23 protein-coding genes and 1 pseudogene are annotated in these 24,752 nt (G+C 74.5%); 14 read left to right on the top strand and 10 right to left on the bottom strand.

Annotated features, from left to right (window positions below):
* Window position 1: 1 nt before the first annotated feature.
* Window positions 2–796 carry a hypothetical protein gene (locus tag ABD944_RS36755; protein ID WP_345185004.1) on the top strand — a complete coding sequence of 265 codons (795 nt, stop codon included), beginning with the start codon at window positions 2–4 and terminating at the stop codon, window positions 794–796.
* On the opposite strand, the gene ABD944_RS36750 is transcribed toward ABD944_RS36755, so the two are convergent.
* A complete protein-coding gene (locus ABD944_RS36750) occupies window positions 793–1,848 on the bottom strand; it encodes a LysR family transcriptional regulator (protein ID WP_345185002.1) in 1,056 nt (351 codons plus the stop codon). The two genes, ABD944_RS36755 and ABD944_RS36750, sit on opposite strands and share 4 nt — an antisense overlap.
* A gap of 92 nt (window positions 1,849–1,940) precedes the next feature.
* Window positions 1,941–2,762, bottom strand: coding sequence for a helix-turn-helix domain-containing protein (locus tag ABD944_RS36745; protein ID WP_345185000.1), 822 nt, complete (start codon window positions 2,760–2,762; stop codon window positions 1,941–1,943).
* 294 nt (window positions 2,763–3,056) lie between these two features.
* On the opposite strand from ABD944_RS36745, the gene ABD944_RS36740 reads away from it, so the two are divergent.
* From ABD944_RS36740 to ABD944_RS36720, 5 genes are read left to right on the top strand one after another with little or no spacing between them, the layout of a single operon-like run.
* The gene (locus ABD944_RS36740) at window positions 3,057–4,373 is read left to right on the top strand and encodes an ATP-binding protein (protein WP_345184998.1); all 1,317 of its coding nucleotides are present in this window, start codon (window positions 3,057–3,059) and stop codon (window positions 4,371–4,373) included.
* Complete coding sequence (locus ABD944_RS36735; protein WP_345184995.1) at window positions 4,370–4,804, top strand: roadblock/LC7 domain-containing protein; 435 nt, start codon at window positions 4,370–4,372, stop codon at window positions 4,802–4,804. The genes ABD944_RS36740 and ABD944_RS36735 overlap by 4 nt, the downstream gene beginning before the upstream one ends.
* The gene (locus ABD944_RS36730; RefSeq protein WP_345184993.1) at window positions 4,801–5,157 is read left to right on the top strand and encodes a DUF742 domain-containing protein; all 357 of its coding nucleotides are present in this window, start codon (window positions 4,801–4,803) and stop codon (window positions 5,155–5,157) included. Before ABD944_RS36735 ends, ABD944_RS36730 begins: the two co-directional genes overlap by 4 nt.
* Window positions 5,135–5,731, top strand: coding sequence for a GTP-binding protein (locus ABD944_RS36725; protein WP_345184990.1), 597 nt, complete (start codon window positions 5,135–5,137; stop codon window positions 5,729–5,731). Before ABD944_RS36730 ends, ABD944_RS36725 begins: the two co-directional genes overlap by 23 nt.
* The gene (locus ABD944_RS36720; RefSeq protein ID WP_345184988.1) at window positions 5,728–6,924 is read left to right on the top strand and encodes a cytochrome P450; all 1,197 of its coding nucleotides are present in this window, start codon (window positions 5,728–5,730) and stop codon (window positions 6,922–6,924) included. The genes ABD944_RS36725 and ABD944_RS36720 overlap by 4 nt, the downstream gene beginning before the upstream one ends.
* Here the strand turns inward: ABD944_RS36720 and ABD944_RS36715 are convergent.
* Window positions 6,893–8,296: an SPFH domain-containing protein gene (locus tag ABD944_RS36715; protein ID WP_345184984.1), complete on the bottom strand. Its 1,404-nt coding sequence runs from the start codon at window positions 8,294–8,296 to the stop codon at window positions 6,893–6,895. The two genes, ABD944_RS36720 and ABD944_RS36715, sit on opposite strands and share 32 nt — an antisense overlap.
* Window positions 8,297–8,438: 142 nt before the next feature.
* On the opposite strand from ABD944_RS36715, the pseudogene ABD944_RS36710 reads away from it, so the two are divergent.
* Window positions 8,439–10,121: pseudogene (locus ABD944_RS36710) on the top strand (bifunctional copper resistance protein CopD/cytochrome c oxidase assembly protein); the annotation flags it as partial.
* A 50-nt stretch (window positions 10,122–10,171) separates the two neighbouring features.
* Here the strand turns inward: ABD944_RS36710 and ABD944_RS36705 are convergent.
* The 5 genes from ABD944_RS36705 to ABD944_RS36685 all read right to left on the bottom strand — a co-directional run bounded on the left by ABD944_RS36705 (window position 10,172) and on the right by ABD944_RS36685 (window position 15,290).
* Complete coding sequence (locus ABD944_RS36705) at window positions 10,172–11,500, bottom strand: HD-GYP domain-containing protein (RefSeq protein WP_345184982.1); 1,329 nt, start codon at window positions 11,498–11,500, stop codon at window positions 10,172–10,174.
* A gap of 10 nt (window positions 11,501–11,510) precedes the next feature.
* Window positions 11,511–12,860, bottom strand: coding sequence for an HD-GYP domain-containing protein (locus tag ABD944_RS36700; RefSeq protein ID WP_345184980.1), 1,350 nt, complete (start codon window positions 12,858–12,860; stop codon window positions 11,511–11,513).
* Between the two features lie 561 nt (window positions 12,861–13,421).
* Window positions 13,422–14,348: an NAD-dependent epimerase/dehydratase family protein gene (locus ABD944_RS36695; RefSeq protein ID WP_345184976.1), complete on the bottom strand. Its 927-nt coding sequence runs from the start codon at window positions 14,346–14,348 to the stop codon at window positions 13,422–13,424.
* A 19-nt stretch (window positions 14,349–14,367) separates the two neighbouring features.
* A complete protein-coding gene (gene rsrA, locus ABD944_RS36690; protein ID WP_345184974.1) occupies window positions 14,368–14,688 on the bottom strand; it encodes a mycothiol system anti-sigma-R factor in 321 nt (106 codons plus the stop codon).
* Window positions 14,685–15,290: a sigma-70 family RNA polymerase sigma factor gene (locus ABD944_RS36685; RefSeq protein ID WP_345184972.1), complete on the bottom strand. Its 606-nt coding sequence runs from the start codon at window positions 15,288–15,290 to the stop codon at window positions 14,685–14,687. The genes rsrA and ABD944_RS36685 overlap by 4 nt, the downstream gene beginning before the upstream one ends.
* 362 nt (window positions 15,291–15,652) lie before the next feature.
* Between ABD944_RS36685 and ABD944_RS36680 the strand changes: the two genes are divergently transcribed.
* The gene (locus ABD944_RS36680; protein ID WP_345184970.1) at window positions 15,653–16,459 is read left to right on the top strand and encodes a methyltransferase domain-containing protein; all 807 of its coding nucleotides are present in this window, start codon (window positions 15,653–15,655) and stop codon (window positions 16,457–16,459) included.
* A gap of 104 nt (window positions 16,460–16,563) precedes the next feature.
* On the opposite strand, the gene ABD944_RS36675 is transcribed toward ABD944_RS36680, so the two are convergent.
* A complete protein-coding gene (locus tag ABD944_RS36675) occupies window positions 16,564–17,358 on the bottom strand; it encodes an SOS response-associated peptidase (RefSeq protein WP_345184968.1) in 795 nt (264 codons plus the stop codon).
* Window positions 17,359–17,410: 52 nt separating this feature from the next.
* Between ABD944_RS36675 and ABD944_RS36670 the strand changes: the two genes are divergently transcribed.
* From ABD944_RS36670 to ABD944_RS36645, 6 genes are all read left to right on the top strand, one after another.
* Window positions 17,411–18,442: a DoxX family membrane protein gene (locus ABD944_RS36670; protein WP_345184965.1), complete on the top strand. Its 1,032-nt coding sequence runs from the start codon at window positions 17,411–17,413 to the stop codon at window positions 18,440–18,442.
* 210 nt (window positions 18,443–18,652) lie between these two features.
* Window positions 18,653–19,144: a sigma-70 family RNA polymerase sigma factor gene (locus ABD944_RS36665; protein WP_218826252.1), complete on the top strand. Its 492-nt coding sequence runs from the start codon at window positions 18,653–18,655 to the stop codon at window positions 19,142–19,144.
* Window positions 19,141–19,866: an anti-sigma factor family protein gene (locus ABD944_RS36660; RefSeq protein ID WP_345184963.1), complete on the top strand. Its 726-nt coding sequence runs from the start codon at window positions 19,141–19,143 to the stop codon at window positions 19,864–19,866. Before ABD944_RS36665 ends, ABD944_RS36660 begins: the two co-directional genes overlap by 4 nt.
* 111 nt (window positions 19,867–19,977) lie before the next feature.
* On the top strand, window positions 19,978–21,249 hold the full coding sequence (gene aroA, locus ABD944_RS36655; protein WP_345184961.1) for a 3-phosphoshikimate 1-carboxyvinyltransferase: 1,272 nt from the start codon (window positions 19,978–19,980) through the stop codon (window positions 21,247–21,249).
* A gap of 17 nt (window positions 21,250–21,266) precedes the next feature.
* Window positions 21,267–22,271 carry a ribosome small subunit-dependent GTPase A gene (rsgA, locus tag ABD944_RS36650; RefSeq protein WP_345185038.1) on the top strand — a complete coding sequence of 335 codons (1,005 nt, stop codon included), beginning with the start codon at window positions 21,267–21,269 and terminating at the stop codon, window positions 22,269–22,271.
* Between the two features lie 56 nt (window positions 22,272–22,327).
* A complete protein-coding gene (locus ABD944_RS36645) occupies window positions 22,328–23,839 on the top strand; it encodes an FAD-binding oxidoreductase (RefSeq protein ID WP_345184959.1) in 1,512 nt (503 codons plus the stop codon).
* On the opposite strand, the gene ABD944_RS36640 is transcribed toward ABD944_RS36645, so the two are convergent.
* Window positions 23,836–24,684, bottom strand: a complete 849-nt coding sequence (locus ABD944_RS36640) for a hypothetical protein (RefSeq protein ID WP_345184957.1) — start codon at window positions 24,682–24,684, stop codon at window positions 23,836–23,838. The two genes, ABD944_RS36645 and ABD944_RS36640, sit on opposite strands and share 4 nt — an antisense overlap.
* Between the last annotated feature and the right edge of the window lie 68 nt (window positions 24,685–24,752).

Here is a 24,752-nt window from a genome sequence, read left to right as displayed (position 1 = left end):
CATGCGCACGACCGCGAGACTCGCGACCGGAGCCCTGATCGGCGGGACGGTCCTGCTGGGCGGCACCGCCGCGCAGGCCGCCGGGCCGTCCTCCGACGAGGCCGCCGCGGCGAGGGCCGCCGCGTCCCCCGCCGCGCAGCAGAGGCTCGGCGCGTTCTTCGTCCACCTCGACCAGCACCGGCGCGGGCGGCTGGTGAACCAGGCCGTGCCCAAGGCCGAGGCGCAGGCCAAGGCCCCGCGCCTCGAAGGAGCCGTCCAGCGCGTCTACTCGCTGAACCCCGCCTTCGTGAAGGGCGACGGCGGCGCTCCCGTGGCGACCTTCGCCTACATGGCGGTCGGCGCGGCGTCGGCCACCGGGCAGCACGCGACGGTGTGGCTGACCAGGTCCGGCGCGGGCTGGCAGGTCATGAACGTCATCTCCGGGTCGGAGGAGGCGGTCTACCCGGCGCGGGCGCGGGGCGGCACGGTGTTCACCGAGCCGCAGATCCACGCGTGGTACCGGCTGAAGGACGGCCGGGTCACCGCGCTCAACGGCACCGCCGCGTCGTCGGTCGGCAGGTCCGGCGTCACGGTGGCGGCGTACCGGAGGCTCGTGCGCTCCCGGTACGCCGACAAGCTCCCGGGCAGCGCCTACCAGCGCTCCGGGAAGTTCGGCGGCTTCTCGCCCGCGACCGGCGTCAGCGATCCGGCGCCGGACGGGGGCCCGGCGCCCGCCCTGCTGGCGCTGGGCGCGGGCGGTGCGGTGACCGCCGCGGGCGTCGCCCTCGCGCGGCGCCGCCGCCAGGGCGGCTGCTAGCCGCCCTCCCGCGGGTCCCCGGAACCGCCCCCCTCCCCGGGCCCCGCACCGGCGCCCGTCCCCGCGCCCTCCACCGGGCCGGCGGGGACGGGCAGCGCCGGGTGCGCCTCGGGATGCTCGTCCCACCAGTCGCCGTAGGCGCGCTGGGCTCGGACGAGGTCCAGGTAGACGGCGTCGAACACGTCGCGCAGCCGGGCCGCCGCCCGCCCGGCCCCGGGCCGCCACATCAGGACGACCCGCTGGCCGAGCGGGTCGCCCGTGATCCGGCGGAACGCGACCCCCGCGCGGGGGGCCGCGGTCGGCTGGTAGATGCCGACGGCGCGCCCGGACCGGATGAGCGACGCCGAGATCTGCCAGTCCGTCGCCCAGTACCTGACCCGCGGCCGGAACCCCGCCTCGGCGCACACGCCGCGCAGGTAGGCGGGCCAGGGGCCGTCGTCGAGCGGATCGTCGATCCAGTCGTGGTCGGCCAGGTCGGCCAGGTCGACGGTCGCGCCGGCGGCGAGGGGGCTGGAGCAGGACATCCCGACGAGCGCCGGCTCGCGCTCGACGAGCACCAGCCGCTCCAGGCCGCCGCGCGGCCGCGGCGGACGGTCGACGGGCTCCTGGAACAGCCCAATGTCGAGGGTGCCGGAGGCGAGGAGCGCGGGGATGCGCCCGCCCCCGGGATCCACGCGCAGGTGCAGCCGCGACTCCGGGGAGAGCGAGCCGAGATGGTCGCCGAGCCGGGTGAGCACCGGGCACGCCTGCACCCCGATCCGCAGCAGCGGCGCGGCGGCGGGTTCGCTGACCCGGTGGGCGAGCGCGGCGTTCAGGTCGTCGATGCCGGCCAGCGCGGCCCGGGCGCGGGTGGCGACCTCGGCGCCGACCGGCGTCGGCGTGACGCCCTCCGGGGAGCGGACGAACAGCTGCACGCCGAGGTGGCCCTCGACCCGGCGCAGCATGGTGCTGACGGCGGGCTGGGTGAGGCCGAGCCGGGCGGCGGCCTTGCTGATGCTGCCGGTCGCGGCGATCGCCTCGATCATCCTGAGGTGGTGGGGGCCGAGGTCCACGGGCGCGCTCCTGAGGTCTCTCCGCCCCGTCCGGTGATCTCAGCCGCATCGTAACCCGGGAGCGGTCCGGGCCGGCTGGAAATCCGTGCCCGTCAGCGGGCGGCGCCGTGCCGGCGCAGTTCCCGCGGGCTGACCCCGAAGCGCTGCCGGAACGCGTGGCTGAGCGCGCTGGCCGAGGAGAACCCGGTGGCGTGCGCGAGGTCGGTGATGGTGACGTCCCGGTCGAGGGGGTTGCGGAGCCGGTCGCGGACGAGCCGGAGCCGCTCCTCGCGGATCAGCTCGCGGGGCGTGGTCCCGGCGCGCTGCAGGGCGAGCTGCACCTGCCGCAGCGACCAGCCGAGGTCCTGCGCCATCGCGGCGCCGGTGAGCCCGGGGTCGGTGGCGTGCTCGCGGACGTAGCGGCGCACGACCGCCTCCACCTCGGCGAGGTGGCCGGGCGCGGGCGGGCGCTCGTCCCCGGCCAGCAGCAGGCACAGCAGCTCGGTGATCCGTTCGCAGGCGGCGTCGAACTGCGGCGCGGTGAGGCTGCGGCGCTCCTCGCCGACGGCCCGCACCATGTCGGCGACGACGCGGCCGAGGCCGGCGGACAGGTCGAGGCCGGTCGCCGGGAGGACGGGGCCGCCCAGCCGGCCGTCCATCTCGCGGGCCGGGATGGTCATGACGAGCGCGCGGGCCGGGCGCGGCTGGACGACCCGGAACGGCGCCGCGGGCGCGATGAGGCCACCGGTCCCCGGGCGCAGCCGCGCCTCGCGGCCGTCCTGCACCATGAGCATCTCGCCGTCCAGCGGGAGCAGGAACCGGTAGCCGCGGTCGCGGCGCGCCTGCCCGGGGGCGCGGTCGTACTCCGCCCGGTCCGACAGGTGCAGCACGAGCCGGTACTCGGCGCCGTTCGCCCCGCCGAGCGCATCGTCCACCCCGGGCCCCTCCGCCGCTCTAGATCACCTTCGGGCGAGCGTAGTACCGCCGTCACCTGCGAAACAGCCGAATCCATCGGAAAGTAACGTGATTCGGACGATGGGTGATCTTGCGATGCGCCCGGCGGCAAGTTCTCTGCGCGCGAGCACAAGCGCGGCCCCGCGCACCCGTCCTACGGTGCCGAAACTGCGGCGTATCCGCGCCGCCCCCACCAGCCATGAGGCGGTCCGCCGGGTGTCGCCGACACCGGACCGGGCCCCACCTCGCCCGAAGACTTCTGCACCGAGGATCTGATGGAGCAATTCCTGTTGGCGGCGGCGCTCGTCGTCGTGGCGGGCGCCGGCATCGCGGCCGCAGCCCTGCTGGTGCGCCAGCGGCGGGAGACGGCCGGCCTCCGCGCGCAGAACGCCGCCCTGGCCCGCGGGCTCGACCTGCGCGAGAGGGAGCTGCGGCACCTCGCGGACGTCCGGCTGCCCGAGCTCATGGAGTCCCTGCACAACCCCGGCGTGCGCGTCACCGGCCCGCTGCACGACCTCGACCGCGAGGCGCCCGCCTACGGGCAGGCGCTGCGGACCGTCACCGAGCTGTTCGCCGGGTCCGCCGCACGCGTCCGGGAGCGGGCCGACCTGTCGGCCAAGTCGACGCTGCGGGCGATGATGCGCGCCGTGCAGAGCCTCGCCAACGAGCAGCAGCTCGCCATCTCCGACATGCAGGAGCGCCACGACGACCCGGACGTGCTGGAGGGCCTGCTCCGCGTCGACCACATGAACGCCCAGCTCGGGCGGCGCGCCCAGGCCACCGCGGTGCTGTGCGGGTCGTGGCCGGGCCAGCAGCGCTCGGCGTCGTCGATGAGCGACGTGGTGCGCGGCGCCACCTCCCGCATTCGCGACTACCTGCGGGTCAACATGCAGGGGCCGGTGAACACCGCGGTGACCAGCCGGGCCGTGGAGCCGATCGTGCTGACGCTGGCCGAGCTGCTGGACAACGCGGCGCGGCACTCGCGCCCCGACACCACCGTCGAGGTCAACTTCCAGTCCACGCACAACGGCGTCGCCATCATGATCGACGACGCCGGGGTCGCGATGGACGCCGAGGAGCTCCAGCGCGCCGCCGACCTGCTGTCCGGCGACGCGTCGGTCGACATCCACCGGCTCGGCGACCCGCCCCGCGTCGGGTTTGCGGTGGCGGGCGTCCTCGCCGCGCGCTACGGCTTCCGGGTGTCGGTCGACACCCGCTCCCCCTACGGCGGCGTGCGGGCGGTCGTGTTCGTGCCGTCCGCGCTGCTCACCGACCTCCCGGGCGAGCACGCGCCCGACCCGGCCGCCGCGTCCCGCCCGGCCGCGGAGGGCCCCGCGCCCGCCGCCTGGACCCCCGCCTCCGCCACCCCCGGCGGGCTGCCGAAGCGCACCCGCGTCGCGGTCGCCGAACGCCCCGCCGAAGAACAAGAGCCGCCCGACGTGCCCGACGCGGGGGCGCCGCCTCCGCTCAGGCCGGCCCGGGAGACCGCCGCGGGCCTCGGCGCCTGGCAGCGCGGGACGCGGTCCGGCCGCGCTTCGACGCCGTCCGACGGCGAGGGCCCCGGCATCGAGAGCAAGGACCTGCGGCCATGAACGAGGGATGGAACGGCGCGATGGACGACGGTACGAACCGGCTGGGCTGGATGCTGGACGACGCGCTGCGGATGCCGGAGACCCGCTACGCGATCCTGCTGTCGGCCGACGGGCTGCTCATGGCGCACTCCGAGCGGATCAACCGGGACGAGGCGGAACGGCAGGCCGCCGGCATGGCGGGCCTGCAGTCGCTCGCCCGCAGCACCGCCGAGTTCTGCGGGGACGCCGGCACGACCTGGCGGCAGACCGTGAACGAGTTCGACGACGGGTACGTCTTCCTCGTCGCCGCCGGCCCGGGCGCCTACCTGGCGGTGTCGGCGACGCAGCACGTCGACATGGAGACCGTCTCGTTCCGGCTCCAGGAACTCGTGCAGCGGCTCGGCAAGGAGTTGACCACCCCGCCGCGTCCGGGCGCCGGCCGTCCCGCATGACCCCGCGCCGCAGCAGGCGGGCCCTGGTCCGCCCGCACGTCGTCACCGGCGGGCGGGCCCACCCCACCCGCAACGTGTTCGATCTCGTCACCCTCGTGACCGCGACCGGCGACCTGCCGCGCACCGGCCTGTCCCCGGAGAAGACGCGCATCGTCGAGCTGTGCCGCGGCGGCGCGCTGTCGGTGGTCGAGATCTCCGGCCATCTGAGCCTGCCCGTCGGGCTCACCAAGGTGCTGCTGTCCGACCTCGTCGACAGCGGGCACCTCTCCACCCGGGCCGCCGCGCCCTCCGCCCAGCAGTCCAAGGCCCGGCTCCTTCAGGAGGTGCTCGATGGACTCCGCGCTCGCCTCTGAGACCCCCTACCTGCGCGAGAGCGTCCGGACCGCCGTCAAGATCCTCATCGTGGGGCACTTCGCGGTCGGCAAGACCACCTACGTCGGAACGCTCTCGGAGATCCGCCCGCTGCGCACCGAGGAGCGGATGACGCAGGCCGGGGCGGCCGTGGACGACCTCGCCGGCATCAGGGACAAGACGACCACGACCGTCGCGATGGACTTCGGCCGCCTCACCCTCAGCGACGACCTCGTCCTGTACCTGTTCGGGGCGCCGGGGCAGCAGCGCTTCACCCGGCTGTGGGACGACCTCGCGCGCGGCGCCCTCGGCGCGCTGATCCTGGTGGACACCGCCCGCCTCCAGGAGTCGTTCGCCGTCATGGACATCGTGGAGAAGCAGGGCCTGCCGTACGCGGTCGCCGTCAACCACTTCGACGGCTCGCCGCGGTTCCCCGAGGCCGAGGTGCGCGAGGCCCTCGACCTCACGCCGTCGACGCCGCTCGTCAGCTGCGACGCCCGCGACCGCGTCTCCTCGACCGAGGCGCTCATCTCCCTCGTCGACCACCTCCTCACCCTGGACGGGGAGCACCCATGACCATCGACCGCACCGCGCCCGAACGCGTCCCGCTGTACGGGCCGGAGTTCGCCAGGAACCCGCAGGCCGCCTACGCCCGGATGCGCGAGTACGGCGACCTCGCGCCCGTCGAACTGGCGCCGGGCGTGCCGGCGACGCTCGTCCTCGGCTACGACGCCGCCCTGGAGATCCTGCGCGACCCGGCCACGTTCCCGCGCTGCAGCGAGGTGTGGGAGGAGACGGTCGGCCCCGAGTGCCCGGTGCTGCCGATGTTGATGGCGCGGCCCAACGCGCTGTTCACCAACGGCTCCGTGCACGCCCGCCTGCGGTCGGTGATCGTCGACAGCCTGGACCGGGTCGACCCGGTGTCGCTGCGCGAGAACGTCGAGCGCAGCGCCGACACCCTCATCGACCGGTTCAGCCGCGACGGCAAGGCCGACATCCTCGGCCAGTACGCCCGCATGCTGCCGCTGCTGGTGTTCAACGAGCTCCTCGGCTGCACGCCCGAGATCGGCGACAAGCTCCTGCGCGGCATGAACGCCATCTTCGACACCGTCTCCGCCGAGGAGGGCAACGCGCTGCTCGGGGAGGCGGCCGGCGAGCTGATCGCGCACAAGCGCGCCAACCCGGGCGCGGACGTGACGTCCTGGATGCTGAGCCACCCCGCAGGACTCGACGACCTGGAGACGATCCACCAGGTCATCCTGCTGATGGGGGCCGGCACCCAGCCGGAGGGGAACCTCATCGCCAACGGCATCCTGCTGCTGCTCTCCGACGACCGGTTCGGCGGCGACCTGTCCGGCGGCGCCCTTCCCGTCGAGGACGCGCTGGACGAGATCCTCTGGACCGACCCGCCGATGGCCAACTACGGAGGGACCTTCCCCCGCCAGGACATCGACTTCCACGGGTACCGGCTGCCCGCCCACCAGCCCGTCCTGGTCAGCTACGCCGCGGCGAACACCGACCCGTCCCGGAGCATCGCCGACCGCCGGGGCAACCGCGCCCACCTGTCCTACGCGGGCGGCCCGCACAGCTGCCCCGCCAGGAGCCACTCCCGGCTCATCGCGTCCGTCGCGGTCGAGAAGCTCCTCGACCGGCTGCCCGAGGTGGAGCTGGCCGTCCCCGTGGAGCACCTGGAATGGCGGCCGGGCCCGTTCCACCGGGCCCTCATCGCCCTCCCGGTCACCTTCCCGCCGGACCAGGCCCTTCCGTAGCGGCGCGCAGCGCGCCGATGACGGCGGCGAGCTGCGTGACCAGGCCGGCGACGCCGGCCTGGTCGGCGCCGTTGACGGTGACGGTGCGCAGCTCGTCCGGCTTGGGCAGCTTCGCCATGATCTCCGGCAGCGACGCGATGAGCCGCGCCTGGACGGCCGCGGGCGTCCGCTCGTTCTCCAGCGCGGCGCGGGCGGCGTCCCGCTCCAGGTCGAGCAGCGCCTGCTCGTGCCGCGACCGGGCCCGCAGGTCGGCGAGGGCCAGCTCGCCCTCGGTGCGCAGCCGGGCCAGCTCGTGGTCGCGCTCGATGCGCAGCCGGCCCGTCTCGGCCTCCTCCTCGTGCCGCTCGCGCTCCATCCGCAGCGCGTGCCGGGTGGTCTCGGTCTGGAGCTCGGCGAACTCGCGGGTGTCGTCGTGCTCGCGCCGGGTGCGGCGCAGCTTCTCGGCCGCCTCGGTGTCGAACAGCTGCGACTCGTTGCGGGCGCGCAGCTCGGCGAGCTCGCGCTCGTGCTCCAGCCGCTGCGTCTCCTTGATCCGCGCGGCGGCCATCTCCCGCTGCGCGACGGCCTCCTCGGCCTCCAGCTCCGCCAGCCGCGCGATCTGCCCCTGCTCGGCCCGGTAGGGCTTCTGCAGGTTCTCCCAGAGCCGCGACGAGCTGACCACGGCCTCCTTGATCTGCACCGTGACGATCCGCAGGCCGAGCCCCTGGTCGCTGTTGTCCTCGCCCTCGGCGACCGCGCGCAGCCGGGCCGTCAGCTCCTCGATGATCGGCTGCTTGTCGCTGAGGACGTCGCGCACCCCCATCGTGGCGACCTTGTCCTTGATCGCCGCCTCGGCCTGCTCGCGGAGCTGGAGGTTCACCAGCCGCAGCGGGTCGTCGCCGCCGAAGTCGAGCTTGCGGTAGGCGGTGCCGAAGTCCTGGATGATCCACTGCACGTAGCCCTGGACGAGCACGCCCTGCAGCTCCCGGCAGATGCAGTACGCGTTGATCAGGATCGTCTGCGTCGCGCCCGGCACCACGAGGAAGGAGTCGGTGGACGGGTTGAAGCGGAACGACACCCCGAGGCCGATGTGCAGCGGTTCGGCGCGCCCGCGCCGGGTGTGGACGACGAACGCGTTGGGCGGGACGAGCACGTTCTTCCACCGCCAGAACCCGCTGATCCGCACGTCCACCGGCCCCGGGCCGGGGCGGTCGGCGGGCGCCGCGCCGCCGAGCGCGCGGTCGCGCTTGGCCAGCGGTCCCGGCTCCGGGACCGCGCCCGGCGGGCCGGGGGGCGGCGGCGGAGAGCGCCGCGCCTTCAGGTCGTCCTCCAGCACCGCCTGCTGCGCGACGACCTTGTCCAGATAACTGTTGCCCTGGTCTGAGGCGCTCATCTCGCTCCCCCGGAATTCGGTGTGGCCGATACATTAATGAACCTTTTGCTTTGATGCGTGCGTATTTGCCTTCGTGGCAGCACAGGAAGCGACGGCGACGCGCGAAGGGGAACGGCGGGAAGCGGCCGGGACGGACCTGCCGATGCTCGCGCTCGGGGCGGGAGCGATCGCGCTGGTCGTCCTCGCGCTCGCCGTGCGGCTCGGCGGCGCGTTCAGCGGGACCGCGGCGCCGGGGCTCTCCCAGGCGGGCGCGCTGGCCAAGACCGGCCTGGTGACGGCGCGGCTGGGCGGTAACGCCGCCGCCGTCCTGACGGTCGGATGGCTGCTGGTCGCGGCCGTGTTCGTGCCCGGCACGCCCGCCGCGCGGAAGTGCCTGCGCGCCGCGTCGCTCACCGCCGCGGCCTGGGCGGCGTGCACGCTGGCGCTGATCGTGTGCACCGTCCTCGACCTGTTCGGCGTGGGCGTCACCAAGGTCACCGGCGACATGATGCGAACGTTCCTCGTCGAGCTGCCGCAGGGGCGGGCCCTCCTCCTCGTCCTCGCCGCCACGGCCGCCGTGTCGGTCGCGGCGAGGCTCCCCCGCGCCGCCGGCGGGGCCGGGTACCTGCTGGCGGGCGCGCTCGCCGGGATGCTGCCGCCGCTGTTCACCGGGCATGCCGCGAGCGGCGCCGGCCACGCCCTCGCCGTCTACAGCCTGGTCGCCCACATCGCGGGCGTCGCGCTGTGGACCGGCGGCCTGGTCGCCCTGGTCACCCTCGCCCCGGCGGTCGGCGACCGGCTTCCCCGCGTCGCGGAGCGCTACAGCCGGCTGGCGCTGGTGTCGTTCGCCGTCGTCGGCGCCAGCGGCGCGGTCAACGCGTGGGTGCGGCTCGGCGGACCCCACCTCGGATCGCGGTACGGGGCGCTCGTCGTCGCGAAAGCCGCCGCGTTCGCCGTGCTCGGCGCGATCGGCTGGCGGCACCGCCGCGCCACCCTGCCCACCCTGCGCGGCGGGAGGGGCGCGCGGCCCTTCCTGCGGCTCGGGGCCGTCGAGGTCCTCGTGATGGCGGCGGCGATGGCGCTCGCGACCGGCCTGTCCCGCACGCCGCCGCCGGAGGTCGCGCCGGGCACGCTGGACGTCGTCGCGCTGCGGCTCGGGTTCCCGCTGCCCGGTCCCGCCGGGGCCGGGCCGCTCCTGCTCGACTGGTGGATCGACCCGCTGTTCCTCGTGCTCGTCGTCGGCGGCGCCGTCCTGTACGGGACGGGCGTCGCGCGGGTGCGCGGCTGGCCGCGCCGGCGGAGCCTGTCCTGGGCCGCCGGGCTCCTCGTCGTCCTTCTCGCGTCCTGCGGCGGGCTCTCCCGGTACAGCATGGTCCTGTTCAGCGCCCATGCCGTCCAGCACGTTCTGATCGGCCTGGTGGCGCCGGTGCTGCTGCTCCACGGGGCGCCTCTCCGGCTGGCGCTGGAGGCGGCGCGCGGCGGGGGCGGGGCCCTGCTCGCCGCCGCTGCCGGATGCCGGGCAGTGCGGGTGCTCACGGACCCGGCCGCGGCGTCCGTGCTGCTCCTGCTCAGCCTCTACGCGTTCTACGGCTCGCCGCTGTTCGGGGCGTCCCTCGGCAACCACGCCCTGCACTCGCTGGCGCTGGCCGCCTTCCTGGCCGTCGGGCTCGCCTACTTCCACGGGACGACCGGGACGCCGATGCCGCTCGCCCTCCTGCCCCTCCACGCCATCGCCGGGACCGCCCTGGCGCGGAACGGGACCGTCCTCGGCGGCTGGTACGAGCACCTCGGCCGCCGCTGGGGCGTGTCACCCCTGGAGGACCAGCACCTCGGCGCCCTGCTGCTCTGGACGGCGGCCGCCGCCGTCACGCTCGCCGTGGCGGCGGCCCACGGGCTCTACTGGCGGGGCCCCCGGTCCACGACCCGGCTGAGCGCCTCCACCACCGTCGGGTCGTACTCGGAGGCCGAGTCCAGTCGCAGCCTCTCCAGCACGGCGGCGCCCCGGTCGCGGTCGGCGGAGTCGCCGACCAGGTCGTCGTAGGCGTTGGCGACCTTGATGATGCGGCCGGCGAGCGGCGGCGGGAGCGGCCGCTCCCCGGAGTCGCCGGACGGCTCGCGCCCCGTCCGGTAGGGGTGCGACGACAGCTGGACGATGTGCGCGACCCGGTCCAGGACGCCGGTCTGCTTGATCACCTCGGCGCCGAGCTCGGCGATGCGGCGCTGCTCGGCCGGGGACGCCAGCACCGTCGCGCCGCCGGGGATCGGGTCGCCGAGCGACAGCTGCCCGATGTCGTGCATGAGGGCGGCGTACTCCAGTTCGAGCAGCTCCTCCTCCGACATCCCGAGCTCGCGCCCCATCGCCACCGCGAGCTTGGACACCCGGTGCGAGTGCCCCGCCTCCACGTAGCCGCCGACCTCGGTGACGCGCGACAGCGCCCGGACGGTCTGCAGGTAGGTGGCGCGGATCCCGGCGTAGCGGCGGAACGCGAACTGCGTCACCAGGATCGGCACCGTGAAGATCAGCAGCGCGGCCTCGCCCATCGCCGTCGTGGAGACCGCGATGAGCATGGCGGTCGCGCTGGTCGCGGCGCACAGCGCCATCTTCGCGTCGATCTCGTCGCGCAGCGCGATGCCGAACCGCGCCCGCACGGCCTCCGCGCGGATCATCGCGGCGATCAGCATGTCGGTGAAGCAGGACAGCACCACGACGAAGCACATGACGGCCAGCAGCAGCTGCCAGGGCAGGTGCAGGGACAGCAGCGGCCGGAAGCACAGCGCGACGACCGCGACCGTGAACAGCCGCCGCGCCATCGCGTCGGGCCGCGGCGACCGGCCGACCGCGATGTGCGGCAGCGAGCCGACCAGCATCCCGGCCGCGGCGACCGCGACGACCTGGAGCGCGGAGTGCTCGGCGGCCACGACGCCGAGCGGCGCGTCCGGCGCGGCGCCCTCCGGGCCGACGCCGACCAGCATCGCGTACCCCATCGCGCCGGCGCTGGCGATCGGCGCGACCTCCCGGTTGCCCGGCATCACCATGCGGAACAGCTCGCCGAGCGCGATCAGGACGCCGAAGATGATCGCCACGTCGGGCTGGCGCAGCCCGACGGACCCGACCTCGGCGATCGCGACGATGACGAACAGCCCGGCGGTGGCGATCAGCAGGAGCTGGCCGGAGTCGATGGTCTGCCACGCGGCCCGGTCGCGGGCGCGCGCCTCCCCGCTCACCGCCGCCCCCTCACTGGCGCACCCCGTCGCCGCCGGCGACGCGCAGCGGCGCGCTCGGGTCGTCGTGGTCCTGCTGGGTGGTCTCGACGACGTCGTCGTCGGGCAGCACGACCGGCCGCGGCGGCTCCCAGCCCTCCCGCTCCAGCGCCCGCAGGAACGCCTCCACCATCGCGGGGTCGAAGTGGTCGCCCATCCCGCGGCGCAGCTCCTCGACGGCCTCGTCCTTGGTGCGGGCGGCCCGGTAGGAGCGCGTCGAGGTCATCGAGTCGAACGCGTCGGCGACGGAGATGACCCGGGCGAACTCGGGGATCTCGTCGCCCGCGAGGCCCATCGGGTAACCGCGCCCGTCCATCTTCTCGTGGTGGTGCATGATGCCGGCGAGCGCCTCGTCCAGGAAGCCGATCTCGCGGACGATCTCCAGCCCGCGCATCGGGTGCAGCTGGATCGCGGCGAACTCCTCCTCGGTGAGCGAGCCGGACTTCTGCAGCACCTTGGTCGGGACGCCGAGCTTGCCGACGTCGTGCAGCATCCCCGCGTACCGGATGGCCTCGACCCGGTCCGCGCGCATCCCGATCTCCTGGGCGATCATCACCGAGCCGCGGGAGACGCGCTCGGAGTGGCCGCGGGTGTAGAAGTCCTTGGTCTCGACCGCCTGGCACAGCGCGGCGAGCGTCGCGGCGTGCGCCTGCTGCTGCGCGTACGCCTGGTCCATGGCCCAGCGGGCGATGAACAGCGGGAGCAGGACGAGGATCGCCGCGAACAGGCCCACCCGCGGCCAGAGCCCGGCGATCAGCAGGCCGACCATGCCGTAGCCGAGGCAGCCGATCGCGAGCTGGCCGCTCTCGCGCAGGAGCTCGCGCGGCGAGGCCTGCCGGCTGAGCAGCAGCACCCCCGCCATCAGCGTCAGGTTCACCAGGACGAAGGCGACCAGCGCGCCGAGGAACGGCCCGATGACGTTCTCGACCCAGCGGGCCTTCTCGGGGTGGAACCGGTCGCCGTCGAGGAGGTTGAACACCGTCCCGGCCATGAAGCCGCTGAGCGCGAACTGCGCGCCGTTGAAGAGCCGCTTGACCGGGGCGAAGATCCGCTGCCCGGTGACCAGCGCGCAGAGGCCGAGCAGCGCGGCGCCGACCGGGCCGAGCAGCACCACCGACGCCAGGCTGGCGGCGAAGCTCAGCGACACCCTGGCCCGCGTGATGTTCAGCCGCGCGGGCGCCGAGTCGCAGATCAGGAACAGCAGCGCCAGGACGGCGAGCTTCGTCCAGTCGATATCCGTGAAGGACGACGTCGCGATGAGGCCCGCCGCGAGCGCGACCACACCGCAGACGTACGCCCAGGCAGCGAGAGGTAGTCCACGCATTGCCGCCCCTCGGGGAGTGACGAGTTGGCAGGCCGCCACCGGGCTCACACGTGCCAGCCGGCACCTAGACCCAGGACACGCCCTTGGTCATCATCAGCGACGACGACGACGGGACGCTCAGGCGCCGCCCGTGTCCATGCGGTGTCACGCGCTTGTGCATGGCTCCTTGCCTCCCCCCAGCCGAGCCGGGCCGACCGGCCTCGCGGCCGGCCACCGGGACCGGTGCGGTCCAGGTCTCCCGGGCGAGCACGTACCCCGAATTCCTCGGAGTGCACGCGCTCCGTCACTGATTTCGGCATAAGCCTAACGCGGACTGCCCAGGTCACACAGGCGTGCAGGAAAACGTGAGCAAAGCGTGAACCAATCGTCACCTTAGGTGATCAATTGTCCTGGTTGAAAATCCAATCATCGGCCCTCTCTCCAGCCTGCACAAACCGGCTGCACAAACCGGCTGCACAATCCCGCTGCACATCATGAATGCACGTGCATCCGCAAATGCATCCACCTAATTCCTTAAAGGTCGGCGAACGAGGCCCCGGAGTTGGAGAAAGCGTGGACCAATCAGCGGCGCGCGGGGTTCCGTTCCCGCGCCCAGGCGACCGTCTCCGCAAGCCCTTCGGGCAGGCCGACGGCCGGCTCCCAGCCGAGCGCCTCCCGGGTCCGGCGCGGATCGACCGACATCGCCGGCAGGTCTCCCAGCCGGGGCGGCGCGAACTCCGGGTCGTCCGGCGCCCCCGCCGCCTCGGCGACGAGCGCGTGCAGCTCGCGGTCGGTCGTCTGCAGGCCGGTGCCCACGTTGAGGCGCAGCCCGCCGCCCGCCTCCCCCGCGGCCCGGGCGTACGCGTCGACCACGTCACCGACGTAGACGTAGTCGCGGGTCTGGGAGCCGTCGCCGAAGACCCGGGTCGGACGGCCCGCCAGCAGCGCGTCCGTGAAGATCGAGACGACCCCCGCCTCGCCCTCGGGGGTCTGCCGCGGCCCGTAGACGTTCGCCAGCGTCAGCGTCGTGAAGTCGATCCCGTGCAGCTGCCGGTACATCCCGGCGTACACCTCGCCGGCGACCTTCGAGGCCGCGTACGGCGACGCGGGGCGCAGCTCGGCGTCCGGGGGGACGGGCAGCGCGTCCGGCACCCCGTACACGGCGCAGCTGGAGGTGAACACGACCTTGCGGGCGCCCGCCGCCCGCGCGGCCTCCAGGACGTTGGCCGTCCCGACCACGTTGGTGCGGGCGTCGCCCAGCGGGTCGCCCACGCTGACCCGCACGCTCACCTGCGCGGCGAGATGGAAGACCACCTCGGGGCGGCGGGCCGCGGCCCGCTCGGCGAGCGCCGGGTCGGCGACGTCCATCTCCCACAGCTCGACCCCGGGCCGGGCGTTCGCGCCCGACGACATGTCGTCCACTCCCACGACCTCGTGGCCGTCCGCGAGGAGCCTGTCGACGAGATGGGACCCGATGAATCCGGCCGCGCCGGTGACGAGTGTCAGCACACCGGAAAGATACCGGCGGTCAGGCGCTCTCCGGCTTGCCGGCGCCACCGGACGCCGGGACCTCGCCGGCCCCGGACGCCTGGATCTCGCCGCAGATCTCCTCGATGCGGCCGAGCACCTTGGCGCGCAGTTCGGTCGGGGCCTGCTCGCACCCGCACGACTTGCTCACGAGCTTCTTGACGGCCTCTTCGAGGCCGTACTCGCGCAGGCACGGGCCGCACTCGTCGAGGTGCTGGCGCACCTCGCCGCAGCCGCCCTGGTCGAGCTCGCCGTCGAGGTAGGTGTACACGCGGGCGAGCACCTCGTCGCAGGGCGTGTCGTGGTGGTTGCCGCAGCTCATGTCGACCCCCTGCTCGCGCGGGTGAGCCCGCGCTCGTCGGCGTAGTCCTCGAGCATGCCGCGCAGCTGGCGCCGGCCCCGGTGCAACCGGGACATCACCGTGCCGATGGGCGTGCCCATGATCTCGGCGATCTCCTTGTAGGCGAACCCCTCGACGTCGGCGAGGTAGACGGCGATCCGGAACTCCTCCGGCAGCTCCTGGAGCGCCCGCTTGACGTCGGAGTCGGGCAGGTGCTCCAGTGCCTCGGCCTCGGCCGACTTCAGACCGCTCGACGTGTGCGACTCGGCACGCGCGATCTGCCAGTCCTCGATGTCGTCGGTGGCCGCCTGCTGCGGCTGGCGCTGCCGCTTGCGGTAGGTGTTGATGAACGTGTTGGTCAGGATGCGGTACAGCCAGGCCTTGAGGTTCGTCCCCTCCTTGAACTGGTGGAAGGACGCGAACGCCTTGGCGAACGTCTCCTGGACGAGGTCCTCGGCGTCGGCCGGGTTGCGCGTCATGCGCAGCGCGGCCGAATACAGCTGGTCCAAGAACGGGAGCACGTCGCGCTGGAAGCGCTCCTGGCGCTGCTCCACGGTCTCCGCGGTGCCCGGTACCTGACCCACCCCCTCGGCTCTGGCGCCCGTGGCCTTGACCGGCCGGGCGGCGCCATACCCCTCAGACGATATCGACCCCACAGACGATATCGGTCCGCGCGGCCCTCCGACGCGGGCGGGGGCCCGCGCGTCGCCGCGGGGCGCCGCCGTGCCGGCTCTCCGCTGCTGATCGGCGACGGCTGTGGTCATCCGGCTCGCACCTCCGCTTTCGCTGCTCTGTGAGAGGGTGCAACACCGGAACGCCCCCGCCGATTCCCGGGCGGGGGCGGGCGCTCCGCGACCGTGTCGCCGGGTCCCGTCCCTCACTCAGGGTGATGACCGGCCCCGGACGGGGAAAGATGTGACGTACACGGCTAGAACAGGAGCAATTGGTGCACTCGGTGCCTTCGGCGCGACCTTCCGAGCCCACCATCGCCAGCCTGCGGGACACCTCCGGTGACGGGTCAGGGGACTCCCTGGCGCGCTACTGGACCTTCTACGAGGCGGTGGCGGACGCCCAGCTCACCCGGTGGCTGCCGCGCAGGCCGTCCCGCGTGCTCGACATCTCGGGCGGGCAGGGGCACAGCGCCGCCCGCGCGGCCGCGGCGGGCCACACGGTGCTGGAGGTGCGCGACCCCGAGCGCCGGGGCCGTCCGGCGCCGGTCCGCCCCGGCACCCCCGGGGGGCGGACCGCCCGCACGGTCCCGCTGATCGCCGACTCCGGCACCCTGTCCTACCTCGGCGACGCCTGCGTGGACGCCGTGATCGCCGAGAACCGCGTGCTGTCGCGGCACCTGGCCACCGAGGCGACGATCGGCGAGATCGCCCGCGTGCTGCGCCCCGGCGGCCGGGTCCTGCTGTGCGTCGACTCCCTCACCCTCGGCATGGCGCTGCTGGCCGAGCGCAACTACTGGGCGCACCTGTCGGACGTCCCGAGCGCCGAGGTCGTCCTCGTGCCCTGGCCGGACGGGACGATCACCCGCTCGTTCTCGGCCCACCAGCTCCGCGAGCTGCTCGCCGACGCCGGCCTGGAGGTCGAGTGGATCCGGCCGCGCACGGTGCTGTCCCCCTCGACCGTCGAGCACGTCCTCGGCGAGTCCCCGCGGGCGCTGCAGCGCCTCGTCCGCACCGAGATGGGCGCACGCCAGACCGACGAGTCGCTCGGCATCCACCTCCTGGCCAGCGCCCGGCTGCGCTAGCCGGCACGTCACGCCGTCACGCGGTCAGGCCGGCCGTGGCGGAATTGTCGCGCCCGGAGCGCTCCCCGAGCGGAATGGCGCCGGACCCTCCGGCGCGGCCCGTGTCAGAAGAGACCCTCGGAATGGTCACCGGAACCATCCCCGGAATTTGCCGGTTCTATAAGTTCCGGGCCGTTGTTCCGCACGTTGTTGACGGCCTTCGAGACGGGATAGGCGTCCATTGTCCCGGCCATGGCGGGAACGAGCAGGCCGCGCACCTGCTCGGTGTCGGTGAGCGCGGGGTCCAGCCAGGCGTCCCACCGGTCCGGTTCGACGACCATCGGCATCCGGTCGTGGATGCGGCCGAGGTCGTCCGGCGCGTTGGTGGTGATGACAGTGCAGGTCCACACCCACTCGTCCTCGGGTGACTTCCACAACTCGTACAGGCCCGCCATCGCCATGACCGCGCCGTCCTTGGGGCGGATGAAGTACGGCTGTTTCCGCGGCTTCCCCTTCGCCTTCTTCTCTCCCTCGGCCGGGTCGGCCCCGTCACCCTGGTCCTGCAGCGTGTACCACTCGAAGTAGCCGTCGGCGGGCAGCAGGCATCGGCGCTTGGCGAACGCCCGGCGGTAGGACGGCTTCTCGTGCACCGTCTCGACCCGGGCGTTGATCATGCGCGACCCGATGGACAGGTCCTTGGCCCAGGACGGCACGAGCCCCCACCGCACCGTGCGCAACTGGCGCACCGCGGCCGCCTCGTCGGGCTCGTCCTTCGGCCGCCGGTCGAGCACGACCGGGACCTGTTTGGTGGGGGCGACGTTGTAGTCGGCCTGGATGTCCCCGTCCACCGCGTCGAGCTGCACCTGGAACTCGTCCAGGAGCTCCTGCCGCGCGCGGGAGGTGGCGTAGCGTCCGCACATGGGTCCCATCCTGCCGCGCTTGAGGCGCGGCGCGCTGGGCATGTAGCGGGCTATGCGACCCTTCACGACCCTGGCCCGCCCGTTCGTGGCGGCGCCGTACATCATGACCGGCCTGGAGGCACTCCGCGACCCGCGCGAACGCGCCGAGCGGGTGGGCCCGGCCGTCAAGCCCGTCGCCGACCGGATCGACTGGCTGCCGAAGGACCCCGAGACCCTCGTCCGCATGCAGGGCGCGCTCAGCCTCGGCACCGGCGCGCTGCTGCTGACCGGGAAGTTCCGGCGGCTCACGACGCTGGTGCTCGCCGCCCAGCTCGTCCCCGCGCTGGCGACCGAGCACCGCTACTGGACCGAGGACGACCCCGAACGCCGCGCGAACGAGCGCTCCCACCTGCTGAAGAACGCCGGCCTGTTCGGCGCGCTGCTGATGGTGGCGACCGAGCCCCGCCGCGCGCCGCGCACGGCCGAGCTGCGCCGCGCCGTGCGGGAGACGCAGATCAAGAGCGGCGCGGAGGCCAAGGCGATGCGCCGCGAGGCCGCCGCGACGCTGCGGGAGGCACGCCGCGAGGCGTCCCGTCAGGTTCGCGTCGCCCGCGCCGAGGGCGGGCGCAAGGCCGCGAAGGCGTCCGGCCGTGCCAAGTCCGCCAAGTCCGGCGGCATGTTCCGGCTGGGCAAGGCGGGCGGCAAGGCGGGCGGCGCGCTCACGGCCGCCGGGGCGGCGAGCGGCGCGCTGAAGGCCGGCAAGGCGGGCGGCAAGGCCGGAGGCAAGGCGGCCCGCAAGGCCGGTGGCGCGCTCAAGAGCGCGGGCGCGGGCGGCGCCCTCGTCGCGGGAAAGGCGGCCGGGAAGGCGGGCAAGGCCCGGGGCAGGAAGAGCGGCAGGGGCGGCGGCGCGCTCAAGGGCGTCCTGGCCGCGGGGAGCGCGTTCAAGCTCGGGCGCGCCTCCAAGCCGGGCAAGGCCGCGCGGGCGGGGCAGGCCGTGAAGGCCGGGACGGCGACCCAGGCGGCGAAGGCCGCCAAGGCCGGCCGGACGGTCAAGGCCGGAACCGCCGCCCAGGCGGGCAAGGCCCTGCACGCCGTCAAACGCTGACTTCCCGAAGAGAACCTTAAAAGAGTCTCAAGGGCGTTGAACCGAAGGCCGGGGCGGTCCCGTACTGCCAGATGACCGCCCTTCCAGCACGACGGAGACGCCCCGGCCATGGCAGTTCCCGGATCGACCGGCCGCCCCGGCGGCGGCCTGCGCAGCCTGCTCCGCCGCCCCGGCGCGGCGCGGGCCGCGCAGACCGCGGCCGACGAGGAGATGGCGGCCGAGCTGTACCGCGAGTACCATCGGCCCCTCCTCGCGTTCGTCCTGCGCCTGACGGGCGGCGACCGCCCGTGGGCCGAGGACGTGGTGCAGGAGACCATGATCCGGGCATGGCGCAGCGCGGACCGGCTCGACGACCGGACGTCCTCGCTGATGCCGTGGCTGGCCACGGTCTCCCGGCGTATCGTGATCGACAACCGGCGGCAGCGCGAGGTCAGGCCGCCGGAGGTCGGCGACGGGCCCCTGGAGAACCTCCCGATGGCGGACGAGATGGACGCGCTGCTGCGCAAGGTCGTGGTGACCGAGGCGCTGGAGTCGCTCTCCCCCGCGCACCGGCAGGCGCTGACGGAGACGGTGCTGCGCGACCGGACGGTGAACCAGGCCGCCGAGCACCTCGGCATCCCGGTGGGGACGGTCAAGTCCCGCGTGTACTACGCGTTGCGCGCTTTGCGGGTCGCCTTGGAGGAGAGGGGGGTGACGTCATGAGTTCCCAGGTCGAGCACACCGATGTCGGCGCGTACGCGCTGGGCCTTCTCGAAGAGGGCGACCGTCGGGCGTTCGAGGCGCATCTGCGGGGATGCGGGTCGTGCCAGGCCGAGCTCGGGGAGCTGTCCGGGGCGGCCGGCGCCCTGTCCGGGCTGTCGCCCGCGGCGGCCGGCCCGATCCCGGACGGGCCCGGATGGGAGGGCGCCGGCGAGCCGTCCGCGCCTCCGGCGCCGGTGATCGACATGATGCGGCGCAGGCGGCGGGCCGACCAGCGGTTCCGGCGCGGCGCGTACCTCGCGGGCACGGCCGCCGCGGCCGCGGCGCTGGCCGCGGGCATCGGCATCGGCGCTGCCGTGAACGACGAGGCCCCCGCCCCGAAGCCGCCCGTGACGCAGGCCCTCACCGGCCAGAAGTTCCACGCGGCCGACGCGAGCACGGGCGCGTCCGGGACGGTCGCGCTGGTCGACAAGGGCTGGGGCACGCAGGTCGGGCTGGAGCTGAAGGGCATCCGGGGGCCGCTGAAGTGCCACCTGGAGGCGGTGTCGCGGACCGGCGAGCGCAGCGTCGTCGCCGGGTGGAGCGTCCCGGACAAGGGCTACGGCGTCCCCGGCCAGCCCAAGCCGCTCGTCATGCAGGGCGGGACCGGGCTCAGCCGCCAGCAGATCGGCCACTTCGAGGTCCGACTGGACGGCGGCGGAACGCTCCTGACGATCCCCCTCTGATCGTCCCCTCTGATCGTCCCCTCTGATCGTCCCCTCTGATCGTCCCCTCTGATCGCCGCGGGCCGCCCGATCGTCCCGCTCTCTCCGGCGGCGGCCCGATAACCTTGGGGCATGGCCTCTCCGCACTGGTCCGCCCCGGTCGCCCATGCCCCGGTGGACGCCACCGTGCCGCTGCCCGGCTCGAAGTCGATGACCAACCGGGCGCTGGTCCTCGCCGCGCTCGCGGGGGCGCCCACCCGCATCGCCCGGCCCCTGCACAGCCGCGACACCGAGCTGATGGCGGGGGCCCTCCGCGCGCTCGGCGCCGGCGTCGGGGAGGACTCCGCCGACTGGCAGGTGCTGCCGGGGCGCCTGGAGGGCCCGGCGCGCGTCGACGTCGGGCTGGCGGGGACGGTGATGCGGTTCCTGCCGCCGGTCGCCGCCCTGGCGTCCGGCGAGGTGTTCGTCGACGGCGACCCGCGAGCCCGCGAGCGGCCGATGGGCCCCATCATCACGGCGCTGCGGGCCCTCGGCGCCGAGATCGACGACGGGGGGCGCGACGCCCTCCCGTTCACCGTCCGGGGCTCGGGCTCGGTGGCCGGGGGCGGGGTGACGATCGACGCGTCGGCGTCGTCCCAGCTGGTGTCGGGGCTGCTGCTGGCCGCGCCGCGGTTCGACAAGGGCGTGGAGGTCAGGCACGAGGGGCCGCCGGTCCCGTCGGCGCCGCACCTGGCGATGACCGTACAGATGCTGCGCGCGGCGGGCGCCGAGGTCGAGGCGGGGCACGACGTCTGGCGCGTGGCGCCGGGTCCGCTGCGCGGCGGTGAGGTGGTGATCGAGCCGGACCTGTCGAACGCGGCGCAGTTCCTCGGCGCGGCGCTGGTCACCGGCGGGCGCGTCACCGTCCCGGACTGGCCGGCCGAGACGACCCAGCCCGGCGACGCGCTGCGGGAGCTCCTCGCCGCGATGGGTGCCGAGGTGACCCGCGGGCCTGACGGGCTGACCGTGCGCGGCGGGGACGGGTTCGGCGGTCTGGAGGCCGACCTGCACGAGGTCGGCGAGCTGACGCCGGTGCTCGCGGCCCTCGCGGCGCTGGCCGGCTCGCCGTCCCGGCTGACGGGCATCGCGCACCTGCGCGGCCACGAGACCGACCGGCTCGCCGCGCTGGTCGCCGAGATCAACGGGCTGGGCGGCGACGTCCGGGAGCTGCCCGACGGCCTGGAGATCCGCCCGCGCCCGCTGCGCGGCGGCGTCTTCCGCACCTACGACGACCACCGGATGGTGATGGCGGCGGCCCTGCTCGGATTGGCCGTTCCCGGCATCGAAGTGGAGAATCCGGGCACCGTCGGCAAGACTCTTCCGGACTTCACCCGGCAGTGGGCGTCGATGCTGGCGTCCGCCTGACAGCAGGGAACGGACCACTGGCACGAAAACACGACTACGACGAGGACGACGTCCGGGTGCGGCCCGGGCGCCGCGGGTCGCGGCCGCGCACCCGCCGCCGTCCCGCGCACGAGGACGCCTCGCCCGGCCTCGTGACGGCCGTGGACCGCGGCCGCTACCGGTGCCTGGCCGACCCCGGCACGGACGACGAGCGCGCCGTCACCGCGATGCGGGCCCGCGAGCTCGGCCGCAAGGGCGTCGTCGTGGGCGACCGCGTCGCGCTGGTCGGGGACGTCACCGGCGCCCAGGACACCCTGGCCCGGATCGTGCGGGTCGAGCCGCGCACCTCGGCGCTGCGCCGCACCGCCGACGACACCGACCCGTTCGAGCGGATCATCGTCGCGAACGCCGACAGCCTGGTCATCGTGACGGCGCTGGCCGACCCCGAGCCGCGGCCCCGCATGATCGACCGGCAGCTCGTCGCCGCCTACGACGCCGGCATGGCCCCGCTGCTCTGCCTCACCAAGGCCGACCTCGCGTCCCCGGACGCCCTGGTCGCCGAGTACGCGCCGCTCGGCGTCCCCTACGTCGTGACCGAGCGCGGCGGCGACCTCGGTGAGCTGCGCCGCCGCCTCGCCGGCCGCACGAGCGTGCTCGTGGGCCACTCAGGCGTCGGCAAGTCGACGCTGGTGAACTCCCTCGTCCCGGACGCCGAACGCGCGGTGAGCCACGTCAACGCCGTCACCGGCCGGGGCCGCCACACCTCCTCCTCGGCGCTCGCGCTGGAGCTGCCCGGCGGCGACGGCTGGATCATCGACACTCCGGGCGTGCGCAGCTTCGGCCTCGCGCACGTCGACCCGGAGAACGTGCTCGGCGCGTTCGACGACCTCGCCGAGGGCGCCGCCGAACGCTGCCCGCCCCGCTGCGACCATCTCCAGGACGACTGCGGCCTGGACGGCTGGGTCGAGGAGGGCCACGCCAGCCGGGCGCGCCTGGACTCCTTGCGCCGCCTCCTCGCCGCCCGCGAGGGCGAGCCCGAATAGGCCGCGGCGCCGCGGATTCCGCCCGCCAAAAGGTGATCTAGCGCGACAATGGCCGCATGGAGCGGCGAGCGATGCTCAAGGCGGCGGCCCTCAGCGGGCTCGGCGGGCTTGGCGGGCTCGGCGTCGCCGGGTGCTCCGATGAGCGGCCCCGCCCGCGCCGGGCTCCGTCCTCGCCGCCGAGGCCGATGCCGACCGGCCCCGCCGACTGGAACGCCCTGGAACGCGGCCTGGAAGGAAAGCTGGTCCGCCCGTCCGACGCGTCCTACCAGGAGGCCAGGCGCCTCTACATCCCGCGCTACGACCGAGTCCGCCCGGCGGGCGTCGCCTACTGCGCGACCCCGCAGGACGTCGCGGAATGCGTGGCGTTCGCCACGGTGAAGCGGATGCCGGTGGCGGTGCGGTCCGGCGGGCACAGTTACGCGGGCTGGTCGACGGGGCCGGGCCTCGTGATCGACGTCTCCCCCATGGACGGCGTGAGGCGCGACGGCGACCGCGCGGCCGTCGGGGCCGGGACCCGGCTGATCGACCTCTACGACGGGCTCGCCCGCGACGGTGTGAGCGTCCCGTCCGGAAGCTGCCCCACGGTGGGCGTGGCGGGGCTGACGCTGGGCGGCGGGCTGGGCGTGACGTCCCGCGCGTACGGGCTGTCGTGCGACGTCCTGGAGGAGGTCCAGGTCGTCACGGCGGACGGACGGGTCCTGACCTGCGACGGGCAGCGGAACCCGGACCTGTTCTGGGCGTGCCGGGGCGGGGGCGGCGGCAGCTTCGGCGTGGCGGTGGCGTTCACGTTCCGGACGCACGAGGTCGGCGACGTGACGCCGTTCAGCATGCGCTGGCCCTGGCGGAAGGCGGCCGCCGTGGTGCGCGGCTGGCAGCGCTGGGCGCCGGCGGCGCCCGGCGAGGTCTGGACGAGCCTGCACCTCGACACCGCCCCCGATCAGGGCGCTCCGGGCGTCGAGGTGACGGGCCTCGCGCTCGCCGGCGCCGACGGCCCCATGGAACGCCTGACGGCCGCCGTGGGCGCGGATCCCGCCTCCACCACCGCCCAGAGCCGGCCCTACATGGACGCGATGAAGTTCATGGGAGGCTGCGCCGGGCAGTCGATCGAGCAGTGCCACGGGCGGGGCGCCCTGCCGGGGCGGCGTCCCGGCGGCGCCTTCCCCCGCACCGAGTACTCGGGGAAGTCGCACATCGCCTACAGGCCGCTGCCCGACGACGCGATCAGCGCTCTGCTCGCCCGGTTCGACAAGGGCAACGACGTCGGGAACCGTTCGGTCCTCATGGACGCGATGGGCGCCGCGATCGCGCGCGTCGGGCCGGGCGACACCGCCTTCCCGCACCGCAAGGGTCTCTTCTGCGTCCAGTACCTGGCGCCTGACGACGCCTGGCTGTCGGCCACGCACGCCGCGATGGAGCCCCACCTGGGAGGCGCCGCCTACGTGAACTACATCGACGCCGGTCTGAAGGACTGGGCCCGCGCCTACTACGGCCCCAACCTGGACCGGCTCAGGAAGGTGAAGGCGGCCCACGACCCCGGGCGCCTGTTCCGCTTCCCGCAGGCCGTCTAGCCCCGCGACTCCTCGAACAGGCTGCGCGCCTTGGCCTCGGCCTCGTTCAGCGCCTGCACGTGCCGGGGCGCGAGCTCCTCCACGCACCGGGTCATCTCCTCGGTGACCTGGCTGAACGCGGCCTCCTCCGCGCCGCGCAGCGCCGCCCGGACGGTCGCGGACCGGGCGCCGAGCGCCGACCACTCCAGCTCCAGCCGCGCCACGGCCTCGTCGAACGCCCGGGACGTCTCGGCTCCGGCGTCCTTCAGCTCGGCCGGGACCGGCCCCCGCCCCGCCTTGCGGGCGTGGCCGGACAGGGCCGAGATCCGGCTGGCGAGCGTCAGCCCCTCGCGGGCCAGCGGGAGCACGTCGTGGATCAGGTCGGTGACCGCCCTGGCGAGCTCCTCGACCCGGGTGAGCAGCAGCTGCGTCGCCTCCTCCAGGGCCTTGGAGGTGCGCTCGGCGACCCGCTCGGCGACGTCCTGCTGCTGCCGCGACAGCGCCGGGACGACGTCGCGGTCGAGCCGGCGGCGCATCTCCCGGCCCCGGTCGCCGTCGCCGGCGGGGCCCGCGCGGTCGGTCCAGTCGGCGAAGACCCGCTCGATGCGCTCCTCCCCGGACGCGGCGATCTCCGCGGTGATCTCCTCCATGGCCTCGCCGACGCGGGCCTTGAGGCGTTCCACCCGCCCGTACAGCGCCTCGCGCTTGAACGGGTCGTTGAGCTCGTTGAGTTGCGCCTGCAATCGACGGGAGACGTCGATGGCGTGCTCGGCCAGGGGGACGAGGCGGTCGGCGAGCTCGTCGAGCGTCTCGGCCCGGCGGGGATCGGTCAGCTCGGCCACCCACTCGGGGAGATCGTGCGCCATGGCCCCCATGCTGCCACCACCCGCGCCCGGAAGCGGGACATCGCGCCCGGCGCGCCGGTCCCGGCCGC

The organism is Actinomadura verrucosospora (assembly GCF_039540335.1).
Taxonomy (GTDB): Bacteria; Actinomycetota; Actinomycetes; order Streptosporangiales; family Streptosporangiaceae; genus Spirillospora; species Spirillospora verrucosospora.
The sequence above is the reverse complement of the archived record's forward strand: the minus strand, read 5'-3'. Positions and strand labels throughout refer to the sequence as shown.